This window comes from Methyloterricola oryzae (assembly GCF_000934725.1).
In the GTDB taxonomy this organism is placed as follows: domain Bacteria; phylum Pseudomonadota; class Gammaproteobacteria; order Methylococcales; family Methylococcaceae; genus Methyloterricola; species Methyloterricola oryzae.
In genome coordinates this window covers 40,814-55,610 of sequence record NZ_JYNS01000012.1, presented here as the reverse complement: position 1 = coordinate 55,610, position 14,797 = coordinate 40,814, and the positions used below count along the sequence as shown (strand labels likewise).

At 62.5% G+C, this 14,797-nt stretch carries 13 protein-coding genes; 3 read left to right on the top strand and 10 right to left on the bottom strand.

From position 1 onward, the window contains the following. Positions 1–30: 30 nt before the first annotated feature. Entirely contained in the window at positions 31–258 is a 228-nt protein-coding gene (locus EK23_RS15275) for a hypothetical protein (protein WP_045226251.1), read from the top strand. A 100-nt stretch (positions 259–358) separates the two neighbouring features. Continuing rightward, positions 359–1,279 carry a GGDEF domain-containing protein gene (locus tag EK23_RS15270; RefSeq protein WP_045226250.1) on the top strand — a complete coding sequence of 307 codons (921 nt, stop codon included), beginning with the start codon at positions 359–361 and terminating at the stop codon, positions 1,277–1,279. A 20-nt stretch (positions 1,280–1,299) separates the two neighbouring features. On the opposite strand, the gene EK23_RS15265 is transcribed toward EK23_RS15270, so the two are convergent. From EK23_RS15265 to EK23_RS15225, 8 genes are all read right to left on the bottom strand, one after another. Further along, positions 1,300–2,040: a DUF2914 domain-containing protein gene (locus EK23_RS15265; RefSeq protein ID WP_045226249.1), complete on the bottom strand. Its 741-nt coding sequence runs from the start codon at positions 2,038–2,040 to the stop codon at positions 1,300–1,302. Positions 2,041–2,162: 122 nt separating this feature from the next. Continuing rightward, positions 2,163–3,395, bottom strand: coding sequence for a ribonucleotide-diphosphate reductase subunit beta (locus EK23_RS15260; RefSeq protein ID WP_045226248.1), 1,233 nt, complete (start codon positions 3,393–3,395; stop codon positions 2,163–2,165). 36 nt (positions 3,396–3,431) lie between these two features. Next, the gene (locus EK23_RS15255) at positions 3,432–3,992 is read right to left on the bottom strand and encodes a cytochrome b (protein WP_045226247.1); all 561 of its coding nucleotides are present in this window, start codon (positions 3,990–3,992) and stop codon (positions 3,432–3,434) included. Between the two features lie 23 nt (positions 3,993–4,015). Further along, on the bottom strand, positions 4,016–4,615 hold the full coding sequence (locus EK23_RS15250) for a Tll0287-like domain-containing protein (protein WP_052808226.1): 600 nt from the start codon (positions 4,613–4,615) through the stop codon (positions 4,016–4,018). A gap of 47 nt (positions 4,616–4,662) precedes the next feature. Continuing rightward, complete coding sequence (locus EK23_RS15245; protein WP_045226246.1) at positions 4,663–5,028, bottom strand: ribosomal protein L7/L12; 366 nt, start codon at positions 5,026–5,028, stop codon at positions 4,663–4,665. Between the two features lie 16 nt (positions 5,029–5,044). Beyond that, positions 5,045–5,962 (bottom strand): class I SAM-dependent methyltransferase, encoded by a 918-nt coding sequence (locus EK23_RS15240; RefSeq protein WP_045226245.1) that lies wholly within the window; start codon positions 5,960–5,962, stop codon positions 5,045–5,047. A 100-nt stretch (positions 5,963–6,062) separates the two neighbouring features. Next, the gene (locus tag EK23_RS21930) at positions 6,063–7,316 is read right to left on the bottom strand and encodes a PP2C family protein-serine/threonine phosphatase (RefSeq protein WP_052808225.1); all 1,254 of its coding nucleotides are present in this window, start codon (positions 7,314–7,316) and stop codon (positions 6,063–6,065) included. 1,292 nt (positions 7,317–8,608) lie between these two features. Continuing rightward, complete coding sequence (locus tag EK23_RS15225; RefSeq protein WP_045226243.1) at positions 8,609–11,479, bottom strand: ribonucleoside-diphosphate reductase subunit alpha; 2,871 nt, start codon at positions 11,477–11,479, stop codon at positions 8,609–8,611. Between the two features lie 244 nt (positions 11,480–11,723). Between EK23_RS15225 and EK23_RS15220 the strand changes: the two genes are divergently transcribed. Further along, the gene (locus EK23_RS15220; RefSeq protein ID WP_045226242.1) at positions 11,724–12,821 is read left to right on the top strand and encodes an AI-2E family transporter; all 1,098 of its coding nucleotides are present in this window, start codon (positions 11,724–11,726) and stop codon (positions 12,819–12,821) included. Positions 12,822–12,849: 28 nt separating this feature from the next. Here EK23_RS15220 and EK23_RS15215 read toward each other — a convergent pair whose 3' ends face one another. Both EK23_RS15215 and EK23_RS15210 read right to left on the bottom strand, forming a co-directional pair. Next, a complete protein-coding gene (locus EK23_RS15215) occupies positions 12,850–14,046 on the bottom strand; it encodes an RtcB family protein (protein ID WP_045226241.1) in 1,197 nt (398 codons plus the stop codon). Positions 14,047–14,127: 81 nt separating this feature from the next. Continuing rightward, positions 14,128–14,751 carry a bifunctional 4-hydroxy-2-oxoglutarate aldolase/2-dehydro-3-deoxy-phosphogluconate aldolase gene (locus tag EK23_RS15210; protein WP_045226240.1) on the bottom strand — a complete coding sequence of 208 codons (624 nt, stop codon included), beginning with the start codon at positions 14,749–14,751 and terminating at the stop codon, positions 14,128–14,130. Positions 14,752–14,797 lie beyond the last annotated feature (46 nt).

Sequence of the window (14,797 nt, the reverse complement as noted above, 5' to 3'; positions counted from 1 at the left end):
CCCGTTTGACGGACTGAAAGGAGCGTGCCGATGAACCAGCAACAATTGCAGCGGATGGCTAGGGCCGCAGGAGTGCCCGAGCAACTCAGCCGGGATGGTGTCCCTGGCATTCGCAGCGAGCCTCAACTGATCCGCGCGATACAACGGGCGCAGGGTTTGGAGGACTGCTTCCGCACGGACCGACGTTACACCTGCAAGAACCTTGAGTGTCCCTGGCGCGGCGACTGCATGCGACTGGTGGCGCATTGGCAGGCTTGAACCGATGACCTCCCTCTGAGGCAACCGGCTGCGATGGAGCGCCCCGGCCCGTCGGACGCCGGGCCTGTCATCCTGCCCGCATGAAAATGAGGACGAACTCATGCAAGACTTCGAAACACGGCGGACGGCAACATCTCTCTCGGCGGCAGATTTCTCTGCGGAACGGGTCCTGGAAGCCATCGCCGAACCCATCCTCGTGCTCGAACTGGACGGCACCATCCGCTATTTGAACCAGGCCGCCAAATGCCAGTTCGCGCGACGCCAATTGCCCGAGCCTGAAAAACTGGCCGCCGACCTGCTGGTCCGGGTTCGCCATAACCTGACTAATGTCGGGGCGCTGCCGGACGTTCCAATTCAGGGAGTCACGTGTCATGCCAACGCGGAAGGAGAAAATCTGGCACTGACCTTCGCGGCCTATCCCATGCCCGCAAGGGGAGTCGAGCCAACCCGGCTGGCCATTCGCCTGCACCGTCGGGATGAGAGTTCCGCGCTGCTACGTAAGCTGTTGCACTATGCAACCCATGATGAGCTGACGGGTCTGGTAAACCGGAGGGAGATCCTCATCCGGCTGCGGCGCTTGCTTCGCGCGGGACGCTGCAGGGCGCAACACATGCTCTTCTTCATGGACCTGGACCATTTCAAGCGGATCAACGACACCTGCGGACACCGAGCTGGCGACGAAACTCTGCGTCGCGTCGCGGCGTTACTCAGTGCTCAGGTCAGGAATCGCGACACTTTGGGCCGGCTGGGTGGCGACGAATTCGTGTTGATCATGGAGCACTGCCCGGAACACAAGGCGCTGGAGACGGCTCATGCCATGGTGGATGCCGTGCGGCGGGAGCGCATTTGCTGCGGGCCTGGACTGTTCAAATGCGGGCTCAGCGTCGGTGTCCTGGCCCTGGACGGCTCCGAAGGGGATGCGCAGACCCTGCTCGACCAGGCAGAGGCGGCCTGCTACGAAGCCAAACGCAGTGCCGGCGCGTGGCCTGCCGTCCTGCGGCGCCCTGGTTCTCGGCGGTAAGGTCCGCGCCCGGCAAGCGGCTACTGCACCTCGAAGGCGGCTTGCGCGTAAAGCTTCTTCTGTGAATCGACCACCTTGACCTTCCAGGGTCCGGTCATGATGCGGTCGATGAACTTGCTGGTGGCGGAGACCTGCTTGTCTTCCTTCACAGGCACCCGCACGCGGGCGATCAGCTTGTCCTTCCAGTACCAGTCGTGGAACAGGACGCGCCCCTTCAGACCGCCCAGTTCCGTGTAGAGATAGACCTTCACCAGGCCCTGCTCATTCATGGGGATGCTCTTGGGCAACTGGTCCACCGGTTCGTCCTTGATAACATTGCTGGTGAGTTGCGCGCGGCGCACATTGCGCGACTGGATCGACACCCGGCTGGGCGCGCCCGTCTTGCCCTGGGTGAGCGGCTTCTCCTCAATGGCGGGCTGCGCGCTGGGGGCCGGCTTGATCGCCGCCGATTCGCTGGCAGCGACTGCTTCTGCCCTAATTGGCGCTGCAGCAGGCTGGGTGACGGCCTGCGGGCTTTCTGCCACAGGCGCTGCAAGCTTGGCTGGAACGCCAGCGGTCTGCACCGGCTCTTCACTATCCCCGGAGCCGAGGAGGGCGCGGCCGCCTGCGTAGAGTCCAGACAGCAACAGAGCGACGATCGCCACGGCGGCAGCGATGCGGTGCCAGTAGTAGACCACTTGCGGCGCGGGCGGGAAATCCCGGTCCACAGCCTGTTCCTGGGATTTCGGGTTGATGAGGCGGATGACGACTTTATCGGTCATGGCGGGTCCATGGCGGTGAATGCGAAATGCGGCTGCCGGCCTGCCAGACCGCGCGGGGCGAGGGTTTCGCCCCGTCGTCTGGCACCGGGCATGATACTACCGCGCGCCGCTTGGAGCGAGCCTCAATCCCAGCTCAAGGCCCCGCCGGTCTGGTATTCCGTCACGCGGGTTTCGAAGAAGTTCTTCTCCTTCTTCAGGTCCAGCACCTCGCTCATCCAGGGGAAGGGATTGTTGGCGCCCGGGTATTGCTCCGGCAGGCCGATCTGGGCGCAGCGGCGGTTGGCGATGAACTCCAGGTATTCCTTGAACATGGGCGCATTCAGTCCCAGGATGCCGCGGGGCATGGTGTCATAGGCGTACTGGGTTTCGATGTCCACGGCCTCGCGGATCATCTGGATCATCTCGGCCTTGAAGCTCTCCGACCACAGGTGCGGGTTTTCCAGCTTGATCTGGTTGATCACGTCGATGCCGAAGTTCATGTGCATGGACTCGTCGCGCATGATGTACTGGAACTGCTCTGCGGTGCCGGTCATCTTGTTGCGCCGGCCCATGGAGAGGATCTGGGTGAAACCCACGTAAAAGAAGATGCCTTCGAAGATCACGTAGAAGGCGATCAGTTCCCGCAGCAGGCGCTGGTCGTTTTCCGGCGTGCCGGTGTGGAAGTGGGGGTCCGACAGGTACTGGGTGAAGGGCAGGGCCCATTCCGCCTTGCGCGCCACAGCCGGCAGTTCCCGGTACATGTTGAAAACTTCACCCTCGTCCAGCCCCAGGGATTCCACCACGTACTGGTAGGCGTGGGTGTGCAGGGCTTCCTCGAAGGACTGGCGCAGCAGGTATTGCCGGCATTCCGGGTTGGTGATGTGACGGTAGACGGCCAGCACCAGGTTGTTGGCCACCAGGGAATCGGCGGTGGAGAAGAAGCCCAGGTTGCGCTTGATGATGGTGCGCTCGTCCTCCGTCAGGCCGTCGGCGCTTTTCCACAGAGCGATGTCGGCGTTCATGTTGATTTCCTGCGGCATCCAGTGGTTGGCGCAGGCATCCAGGTATTTCTGCCAGGCCCACTGGTACTTGAAGGGCACCAACTGGTTCAGGTCCGCCCGGCAGTTGATGATCTTCTTGTCGTCCACCTGAATGCGGCGCGCGCCCATCTCGATGTTTTCCAGCCCCGTCGCGCCGGCATGCGCTTCTTCCGGAAAGGCCGGTTCCAATGAGATAGCCGTGTCCGTACGCAGGGGAGCGGCGGTGACCGCGTCCGGCAGAGACACCGGCTCGGCCACGACGGCTTTCGGCGGCGCCTTGGGTTCGGCGGTACGGTTGGCGGTGAGGCCTGCGAGCGGGTCGTCCCAGTTCAGCATGATCGTTTCCTCAGATGAGTTGGCAGGTATGGATCTTTAGTGTTGCTCGGGTTTGGCGCCGTGGCGCGGCACCATGCGCAGCAGTACGGTGTCCTTGTCGATAAAGTGGTGCTTGAGGGCCATGAGAATGTGGCCAGTCACCAGGATGCCCAGGGTCCAGCCGATGATTTCATGCACCTCCACCAGTTCCTTGCCCAGAGCCTCGTCCTTGTCCAGCAGGAAGGGCAGGGTGATGAATCCGGCCATTTTCACCGGGTAACCGAAGGCCGAACTCATGGCCCATCCGCTCAAGGGTTGGGCCAGCATCAGGCCATATAGGGCCCAATGCGCCCAGTGGGCGACTTTTTGCTGAAGGGCCGGGATGGTTGCGGGCAAGGCGGGCGGCTGATGGGTGAAGCGCCAAGCGATGCGGGCCACCAGCAGGGGCAGCACCACGCTGCCGATGGCTTTGTGCCACTGAATCCATTGGGTCTTGTCCGGGCCCTTGGGGAGGTCGGCCAGGTAGACGCCGGCTATCCAGACCGTGATGATGAGCGCCGCCATGATCCAGTGCAGCCATTTGGCCGCCGATGTGTAGTGTTCGTACTCGTCTTGCATGGCCGATTCCCTCCTCATGTCGGTCAGTAGGTATCGGCGGCGGGTGCCGCCTTGGTGTCCGGCGTCACCGGCCGGGTAATGCTGAAGGCCCCGCGCAGGTCTCCGAATTTGAAGCCGCGGGCCTGGTCTTGCGGATAAAGCGGCTGCAGCGCCGCCTTCACCTCCGGCGCGATCTGGGTGCCGTGGCAGGCCAGGCAGACGCCCTGGGTGGGAATGCCCTTCATGTAGCGGAAGATCGGTCCGCCCCCCTGATCCACAATTTCCGAGAACTCCAGCTGCCCCGGATCCGCGCCCTTGTCCCGCTGCGCCTGGAACTGCTCGAGCACGGAGCGCTCCCAGGCATCCGGCGCGTTGGCCGGGTTGCGCACCTTCAGGCTGGTGCGGGCAATGCGGAAACCACGCGCCTGCGAAACCTGGTCGGCGATGCCGGGCGCCTTGAGCTGACAGACCTCGATGGCCTTGACCGGGCCAGCCGTGTAGAGGGCGGCTTCCAGTTCGGACTTGAGCGCGGCGGAAAAATCCGCCACCGCCTTGCGGCTGTCGGTCACATAGGCGTCTTCCCCCGCGGCCAGTCCGGCCAGGGGCAGCATCAAGAGCCAGGCGGCAATCAGCTTACGTGGCATGGGCGATCTCCATAGGGTTGCGGATTAATCGGCTCGCGCCGTCCCTCTCAGCGGCCGACCTTGGCGATGGACTCGGCCACGGCTTTGGCTTCGGCCAGACCCAGGCCGGTGATTTCGCGCAGGCGCTTGATGGCTTCGATCATCTTGCGTGCCTGCACCAGGGCCTGGATTTCGGCGGCTTGCGCGGCATCGAGGTTCACCGTGCGGCCGTTGATCACCAGGTTGATGGGCTGGCCGCTTGCGGCAGGCGCCTGGCCGGACCCCGTTGCCTGCAGGTCGATATCGCGCGGGACGCTGGCGCCCAATCGGCCCGTCAGCCAGCCGAGCAGGAAACCGATGCCCATGCCCGCCAGCAGGTAGACGTAGTCCTTGGGGATGCCGAACAGGGCGTCTGCGGTCGTTTCCGGGTTCATGTGCGTGCCTCCGCCTTCACAGGGGTTTCTTGGCGCGGAACAGGCAGTAGCGTGCCAGGCCGCCGTGAAAGACCTTCCATTGCGCCAGCGCCACCTTGAAATTGGCGGTCTGCGCCTTCTTGCGCAGGCCGAGCCAGTGCATCAGAAGCTGCATGGGATAGGTCCACAGGGCCGTCAGGTACATGCGCCGGGAGGAGGGCAGGGTCTCCTTGGTCGCCTCGGTGATATGAACCTCGCGGAAGCCGCATTCCTCCATGCCCTGCTGGAATTCCTCCGCCGTCGCCAGATTGGGCACGGCCCAGCCGTTCAGGCAATCCATCACCGCCTGCCATTCCTCGTCGTTGAACTCGCGCCGGGTGGCGTAGCCGTCGCAGGCCATCAGGGTGCCGCCCGGCTTGAGCAGGCGGTAAGCCTCGCGGAAGAAATCGCGCTTGTCGGTGGCGTAGCAGCTGCTTTCCACCGCCCAGACCACATCGAAGGACTCGTCCGGGAACGGCGTCTTGCAGAAATCGGCCACCTGAAAGTCCGTCTTGTCCGAGACGCCGTGACGCTGCGCATTGCGCTTGGCGTGCGCCACCTGCTCGGCGCTCACCGTGATGCCGGTTGCCTTGCAACCGATGTTCTTGGCCAGCCAGATGGAACTGCCGCCGATGCCGCAGCCCGCGTCCAGAACATGATCGGTCGGCTGTATGCCGGCGATGGCGGCCATGATGCGGTTCTTGTTGCTGAGCGCCTGGCTGTGGGTCTTGATGCCCTCTTCCCAATAGCCGTAGTGCAGCGCCAGGTTGTCGTTGTCGAACCAGGCGGTGCGGTAATCCCAGTAACAGTCGTCATAGTGTTTGGCGGTATCGACGCGGATTTCCTCCTCGGAAAACTCGGCGCCGTGGCGCAGGGAGTCGTTGCGATAATCTTTGTTGGCTTCCAGGTAGTGCATATTCTTGTTCTGTTCTCGTAAAACGGGTTCCCGCGATTTGGGGCCGCCTAGGGTATCACCAATGCCCCGCGGCATCTTAGGGGAGACGGGCCTGGAGCGCTCAGGCCGCAGGGTGCCGGCGGATGGCAAACAGGGTGATGTCATCGGCCTGCGCGCCCTCGCCCTGAAAAGACCGCAGCGCCTCCAGTACAGTTTCGGCGACCTCCGTCGCACTGTGCCCGGCCGCGCTGCTCAGGGCCTGACTCAGACATTCCCGCTCGAACATGCCTCCCTCCCGATTAGCTGCATCAATGACACCGTCGGTGTAGAGAAAAAGCAGTTCGCCGGGGTTCAATTGGATGCAGGCATCTTCCAGCACGGGCTCATCGAGTACGCCCAGGGGCATGCCCTCGGCCATGGGCAGGTGGCGGACCTGGCCGTGGGGATTCATGAGCATTGGCAGTTCGTGCCCGGCCCGGGCGTAATGGCATTCGCCGGTCTCGGCGGCAAGGATGCCGTAGATGAGGGTGGCAAACACCTCGCCGCTGCCCATTTCCAGCAGCAGGCGATTCACTTGTCGCAGCGTCTCGCAGGGCGTTGACGCGGGATGCGCCAAGGCGCGCAGCAGGGCATGGGTCTGCGCCATGTAGATGGCGGCCGGAATGCCCTTGCCCATGACATCGCCCACTACGAAGCCCATATGCCGGTCATCCAGCGGAAACAGGCTGTAGAAATCACCACCCACAGCCCGCGCCGGCAGCATGGTGGCGCCGAAGTCATAGCCATGTAGCGCCGGAAACTGTGCGGGCAGGATGCTCGACTGGATTTCCCGCGCCAGCTTCAACTCCTGCTCCAGGGCGCGCTTTTCCAGCAGTTCTTCCTGGGCATTTTGCAACTGCTCGTAGGCATGCTGCAGACGGCAGTTTTTTTCCACCAGGCGCTTGACGGCCGTTTCATGGGCGCTAGTCAGGCGCTCGCTCAGCATTCCGGCCAGGCGGCAGCCGAATACGGGCGCATAAACCGCCAGATCGTCGAACTCGCCGAAGGGCACCCGCAACAGGTGGCTCGGAACCGTCGCCTTCACTGTGGCCATACGCCGATGCCCCCGGTTGAACAGGCCCATCTCGCCCAGGATCTCGCCGCGCCCCGACACATCCACCACCGCGTCCTCGGGCGCGCCCGCTGTCTTGAGTATCTCCATCTGGCCGTCGAGGACCACATAGAAATCGCCACTGGCGTCGCCTTCCTCGAACAGCACCTGGCCCGCGGCCAGCTCCACCATTTGCACCTGCTGGGCCAGACGCGCCTGCTCATCCGCGGGAAGATCGCGGATGAGGGGTATGTTGGCGAGTTGTTCGGTCAGTGCGGGGGACATGGGGTGGTGTTTTTGTGATCCGTTGGTTTAGATGTTGGTTAGTGGTCTTGGATTTAGATGATTAGGTTGTGTCGCTTCGCGACGTTTTTCTTGATTCGGGTTCCCGCACCCGAAGGCGGGATACTTTTCTTTGCGTGGCCAAAGAAAAGTATCCAAAAGAAAGGCCACCCGGTTGCCGCTTTCTTGCAGCGCTGCGCAATCCTGCTCCGCTTGCAAGCCGGGGTATACCATCCGTGGTTTACCCGTTCGCCGGGCGAAAGGTCCAAAGGACCTTCCGCTTTATCCGGCTCACCCTGCGCCCTTCGCTTTCTTCGGGAGTCGGCAGAAGGGTCATCCCTGTCCCTCTGCCGCCGCGCTTTATCCCTAAAGCGCCCCTTCGGGTCATTCCCTCGAAAGCTCCAGTGCTCGGCGCGGCAAACGGGCTTCACCCAACAAGCCTCATACGATGTGCCGACCAAGAAGGTTCCTAATGAACGTTCTTTCGCGACGATACAAACAAAAACGAAATTGAGTGCCTGGGCCTCGTATAAGACCCAGGGCTTTCATTTGGTGATTGGCATCACTAGTAGCCAAAGAGCCATTAAGAATCTAATAACTTTAATAATCTCTGCCACAGTGAATCTCACCTTCAGGGTTATCTCGAACATGATTTTTACCATGCAAGAGGAACCGCTGAGCGCCCAGCAATTCCGGATGAACCGAAAATGTTGGTTGGTGGTTACGGCTTCGAGAGCTGGATTGCCCTCAGATTTTGCGCTGAGGTGCCGCAAATTCGTCAGCATCGTCTAGCCTTGGCCACCTTGCATGGAGTCGCGACTTCCATGCGGATTTCTTGTTGGGCCGTGGCCACGGACTGCTTTACTACAAGCAGTGTTTCCAACAAGAATTTCCAAGTCGATTGAACCCGTTTGCCGCGCCGAGCATCGCAGTTTGCCCAAGGAGCAGCCCGAAGGGGCGCCGCACGGAGGCGGCGCGGCGGCGAAGGGACAGGGATGAACCTTTCGCCGACCCCGTAGGGCAAACGCGAAGCGCAGGAAAAAAGCGGCAACCGGGTCGCCTTTCTTTTGGTAACTTTTCTTTGGCGACGCAAAGAAAAGTTACTCGGCCGTGGGTCCGAGAACCCACAAGCCAAAAAGCCATGTTGCGAAGCGACACAAAATTCAAGCTTCCCTGAAACATCACATCCGGCAATCCCTGCCGGAACGCCCTCGTCACAAAACGGTGCGGAGCCTTCGCCCCGCACCCAAACCGCCGGAGGAGGGAGCCGACGTCTTCAAACTCACCGAACAAACTTACTGACAGGCCTCGCATTCCGGATCGGCAATGGAACACATCTTCACCGGAATCGCGTCGTCGATGGGGTCCATCTTCACCGCGTTGAGCTTGCCCTCGGCCAGGGTGCTCTTCTCCACATGGGTGGCGCCCAGGGAGCGCAGGTAATAGGTGGTCTTCAGGCCGCGCAGCCAGGCCAGCTTGTACAGGCTGTCCAACTTCTTGCCGTTGGGCTCGGACATGTAGAGATTGAGCGACTGCGCCTGGTCGATCCATTTCTGCCGGCGCGAGGCAGCCTCCACCAGCCAGCGAGGGTCGATCTCGAAGGCGGTGGAATACAGGGCCTTCAAATCCTCCGGAATGCGCTCGACCTTCTGCAAGCTGCCGTCGTAGTACTTGAGGTCGTTGATCATGACCGCATCCCACAGGTTCAGCTTCTTCAGGTCATTGACCAGATAGGGGTTGACAACGGTGAACTCGCCCGACAGGTTCGACTTGACGAACAGGTTCTGGTAGGTGGGTTCGATGGACTGCGACACCCCGCAAATGTTGGAGATGGTCGCCGTGGGCGCAATCGCCATGGTGTTGGAATTGCGCATGCCAAACTTCTTCACCCGCTCACGCAGGGCGTCCCAGTCCAGGGTGAAGGAGCGGTCCATCTGCAGATAGCCGCCGCGCGCTTCTTCCAGCAGGCCGATGGAGTCCATGGGCAGGATGCCCTGGCTCCACAGCGAGCCCTGGAAGGTAGAGTAGGCGCCGCGCTCTTCGGCCAGTTCGGTGGAGGCCTTGATGGCGTAATAGCTCACGGCCTCCATGCTGGCGTCGGCGAACTTCAGGGCGTCCTCCGAGGCGTAGGCGATGCGCATCTTGTACAAGGCATCCTGGAAACCCATGATGCCTAGCCCCACCGGGCGGTGGCGCAGGTTGGAGCGGCGCGCCTGGGGTACGCTGTAGTAGTTGATGTCGATGACGTTATCCAGCATGCGCATGGCGGTGGCCACGGTGCGCTCCAGCTTGGCGCTGTCCAGCAGGCCCTCGTCGGTGACATGCGCCGCCAGGTTCACCGAGCCCAGGTTGCACACGGCGATCTCGGCGTCGGAGGTGTTCAGGGTGATTTCCGTGCACAGATTGGAGCTGTGCACCACGCCCGCATGCTGCTGCGGCGAGCGCAGATTGCAGGGGTCCTTGAAGGCGATCCAGGGATGCCCGGTTTCGAACAGCATGGACAGCATCTTGCGCCACAGGGTCAGGGCCGGCATGCGCTTGAATAGCTTGAGTTCGCCCCGGTCTGCCTTCTCCTCGTAGGCCTGATAGGCCTTTTCGAAGGCAGCGCCGGTGAGGTCGTGCAGATCGGGCACGTCATTGGGCGAGAACAGCGTCCACTCGCCTTCCTCGGCGACACGCTTCATGAACAGGTCAGGCACCCAGTTGGCGGTGTTCATGTCGTGGGTGCGGCGACGGTCGTCGCCCGTATTCTTTCTGAGGTCGAGGAATTCCTCGATGTCGATGTGCCAGGTTTCCAGGTACGCGCACACCGCGCCCTTGCGCTTGCCGCCCTGGTTGACGGCGACTGCGGTGTCGTTGGCGACCTTGAGGAACGGCACCACGCCCTGGGACTTGCCGTTGGTGCCCTTGATGTGGGCGCCCATGCCCCTCACCCGCGTCCAGTCGTTCCCCAGACCCCCGGCGTACTTGGACAAGAGCGCATTGTCCTTGATGGCGCCGTAGATGCCGTCGAGATCGTCCGGGACGGAGGTGAGGTAGCAGGACGAGAGCTGCGGGCGCAGGGTGCCCGAGTTGAAGAGGGTGGGCGTGGACGACATGAAGTCGAACGAGGAGAGGAGGTTGTAGAACTCGATGGCACGGTCCTCCCTGTCGATTTCCGCGGAAGCGAGTCCCATCGCAACGCGCATGAAGAAGGCTTGCGGCAGCTCGAAGCGCTGGCCGTGGCTGTGGATGAAATAGCGGTCGTACAGGGTTTGCAGACCCAGGTAGCTGAATTGCAGGTCACGCTCCGGCTTCAGGGCCGCGCCCAGGCGCTCCAGATCGTACCGGGTCAGGTCAGGGGAGAGCAGTTCAAGGTCCGCGCCGCGCCGGATGTAGTCGGCGAAGTATTCGCCATAGCGCTCGGCCATTTCCGTTTGGGTGGCTTCGCTCTTGCCGTTGCCCAGGAAGCTTAGGGCCTCGCGGCGCATGCTGTCCAGCAGCAGGCGGGCCGATACCTGGGAGTAGTTCGGCTCCTGCTCGATGCGGGTGCGCGCGGTCATGACCAGGGCCGGGGCCACGTCCTTTTCCGGGACGCCGTCGAACAGGTTGCGCCGGGTTTCTTCCAGGATCCAGGCGCTGTCCACGCCGTCCAGTCCGGCGCAGGCCTCAGCGACGATGCGCTTGAGACGAGCCTCGTCCAGGGCCTTGCGACTGCCGTCGGCCAGGGTGACCTGCAAGGCTTCGCTACCGCTCTCCACGCTGGTCTCCGCGGCCTTCTCGGCGCGCAGACGCGAATGCTCCTCGCGGTAAAGCACATAGGAGCGCGCCACTTTCTGGTGCTCGGAGCGCATCAGCGCCAGTTCCACCTGATCCTGGATGTCCTCGATGTGGATGGTTCCGCCGGAGGGCAGGCGGCGGAACAGGGCACGCACCACCTGATCGGTCAGCTCCGCGACGGTTTCGTGAATACGGCGGCTGGCGGCGGCGGTGTTGCCCTCCACGGCGAGAAAGGCCTTGGTGATGGCCACGTTGATCTTGGTGGCGTCGAATCCGGTTACCTTGCCGTTGCGTCGGATCACCCGCACCTCGCCCGGGGCGTTGGTGCTGATCTCGGCGGCGGTCATGGCGGCGGGTGGAATCATGGGTGTGGCGGAGGGCATGCGGGCTGCGGATTCTGCTTCCATTTGGGGCTCCTTTCTCGCGAATCGGGTGTGCTGGATAATCAGCGTGACACACTATAGACTGTGGTTCTGAAAAAGGTCAAGCACACTATATTGTGCTTATCTCTGTTGAAAGCCTGTGGATGAAATGTGCATGAATGCACGCAGACCGCGCCGCGCCGGACTCCCGGGCAGCCGCCCATGGCCGGTTTGTTGTAGACTGTAGCGGTCCAAAAAAAACGATAACAACGAGAAAAGGACGGGACATATGCAGTCAGTGCGCGAATGGTTGAGCGATTGGATCGCGCGGGTGCTGCCCAATTCGCAGGCGGTGTCTTTTGCGATCTTTCTGACCGTCGTCGCGGTCACCGTGGTCAGCCTGGGTAAGATCCTGATGCCGGTGTTCGCCGCGGGGGTCATCGCCTACCTGCTGGAGGGTCTGGTCAAGCTGGGCGAGCGCGAGAAATTGCCGCGCCTGGTGGCGGTGGTGCTGGTGTACGTGCTGTTTCTGGCCCTGGTGTTTTTCGTATTCATCGCCCTGATCCCGCTGCTCTACCAGCAGACAGTGGAGTTGATCAAGCAGTTGCCGGCCATGATCAACCGCGGCCAGGTGCTGATCATGCAGCTGCCCGAGCACTACCCCAATTTCATCACCGAGGCGCAGATCTACGAGCTGGTGGCGGTCATCCGCCAGGAACTGGTGAGCTACGGGCAGTCCATGCTGACCTATTCGTACTCCTCCCTGGTCAGCGTCATCACCTTGATCGTTTATCTCATCCTGGTGCCGTTGCTAGTGTTCTTCTTCATGAAGGACAAGCACACGATCCTCGGCTGGTTCACCCAGTACGTCCCCCGTGACCGCAAGCTGTCAACCCAGGTTTGGCTGGAAGTGGACGCGCAGATCGGCAATTACGTGCGCGGCAAGTTCTTCGAGATCGTCATCCTGCTGGCGGCGAGTTACGTCACCTTCAGCCTGATGGGGCTGAACTATGCCTTATTGCTGTCGGTGCTGATGGGGCTGTCGGTGATCATCCCCTATGTGGGCGCCACCCTGGTGACCTTTCCAGTGATGCTGGTGGCCTTTTTCGAATGGGGGCTCGCGGACGATTTCTGGTATCTGATGCTGGCCTACGCCATCATCCAGGCGGTGGACGGCGTGGTGCTGGTGCCGCTGTTGTTCTCCGAGGTGGTGAACCTGCACCCGGTGGCCATCATGGTGGCGATCCTCTTCTTCGGGGGCATCTGGGGCTTCTGGGGCGTGTTTTTCGCCATACCCCTGGCTACTCTGGTGCAGGCGGTGCTGACGGCCTGGCCGAGGCTCTCGCCGGGCGAGGAACGAGCGACGGCTGGCGGAGCCGGCGCCTGAGGGCCATCGTGAGGCGTGCCCCGGCGCCTCAGCCTTTCACACAGATGACCTGCTTGAGGGTGTGGACTACCTCCACCAGATCGGCCTGATTGGCCATGACCTGGTCGATGTCCTTGTAGGCTCCCGGTATTTCATCCACCACGCCCTTGTCCTTGCGGCAGATGACGCCTTCGGTCTGTTTCGCCAGATCGGCGGCGGTGTAGGCCTTTTCCGCTGCGGTCCGGCTCATGCGCCGACCGGCGCCGTGGGCGCAGGACTGGAAGCTCCGGGCATTGCCCTTGCCGCGCACGATGTAGCTTTTCGCACCCATGCTGCCGGGAATGATGCCGAGATCGCCACGTCGGGCGCGAATCGCCCCTTTCCGCGTCACCCATACCGACGCGCCGTAGTGCTTTTCCCGCGCCACGTAGTTGTGGTGGCAGTTCACGGCCTCGGCGGTTACGTTGAAAGTGGGCAGGTGGCGGCGCAGGGCTGCGAGGATGATGTCCAGCATGGCGGCGCGGTTAGCGGCGGCGTAGTCCTGGGCCCAGGTGACCGCGGCGACGTAGTCGTCGAAATGCCGCGTGCCTTCCTGCAGGTAAGCCAGATCACGGTCGGGTAGGTGAATCAGCAGCCGTTCCATGTCCTGGCGCGCCAGTTCGATGAAGTAGTTGCCGATGGCATTGCCTATGCCGCGGGACCCGGAGTGGAGCATGACCCAGGTGTTCCCGGATTCGTCCAGGCACAGCTCGATGAAATGGTTGCCGCCGCCCAGGGTGCCCATCTGGAACATCCAGTTGGAATGCTTGCCAAAACGCTTGAGCAATTCCGGATGCCGGGCCAGCAGCGTCCTGAGTCCCGCCTCGAAGGCCCGGGCCCGCTCCAAGGGAGCTCGGTCGATGGTGTGCTGCTCGCGCCCCACGGGCACGTCGCGGCTGATCTGGTCGAACACCCGCTTCAGCAGGGTGTGGCTGAGGTTCTGTTCAGAGAGGGAAAGACGGCAGGCGATCATGCCGCAGCCAATGTCCACCCCCACGGCCGCGGGAATGATGGCCTGGCGCGTGGCGATGACCGAGCCGACGGTGGCGCCAATGCCGGTGTGCACATCCGGCATGGCCGCCACATGATCATGAATGAAGGGCAGGGAGGCGATGTTCAGCAGTTGCTGGCGGGCGGTCTGCTCCAGTTCCTCGGTCCAGACCTCTACCGGCGCCTGACTGCCCTGCAATACCTGTTTAACGGGCATGGGCTGTTCCGTTCTTGATGCCGGCCGCAGAGGCCAGCGGCCGGGGGTTGCCCCTTACGAAAGAGCCCGGTAAGGGGTGCCTCAGGGCTTGAGGGCGGAGGCTTCCCGTGCTAGACGGGTGATTTCCGCCCAGTTGCCGGCGGCAACCAGATCCTTGGGAGTCAGCCAGGAACCGCCGATGCAGGCCACGTTGGGCAGCTTGAAGAAATCCGGCGCATTCTGTGGATTGATGCCGCCGGTGGGGCAGAAGCTCACCTGGGGAAAAGGACCCCGGAAGGAATCCAGCATCTTGATGCCGCCTGCCGCCACCGCCGGAAACAGCTTCATGACGGTGAAGCCATATTCCATGGCGTGCATGACCTCGGACATGGTGGCCACGCCCGGCAGGAAGGGCAGCTTGCTGTCGGCGGCGGCCTGCAGCAGCTTGGGCGTGCTGCCCGGCGAGACGCCAAACTGTGCGCCGGCGGCGATGGCGGCGTTGAGTTGATCCTGCGTGGCGATGGTGCCCACGCCGACGATGGCGTCGGGAATTTCGGCGCGGATCGCCTTCACCGCATCCAGGGCAGCGGCGGTGCGCAAGGTGATTTCCAGCACGCGGATCCCGCCAGCCACCAGGGCACGGGAGAGGGGCACGGCGTCTTCCACCTTGTCCACCACCATGACCGGCATGACGCTGGTCGCCGCGATTATCTCGTCAAGATTCATACAAGCAGGTCTCTCGTTGGGTTTGGGTGTCTGTGGCGGGCTTGCT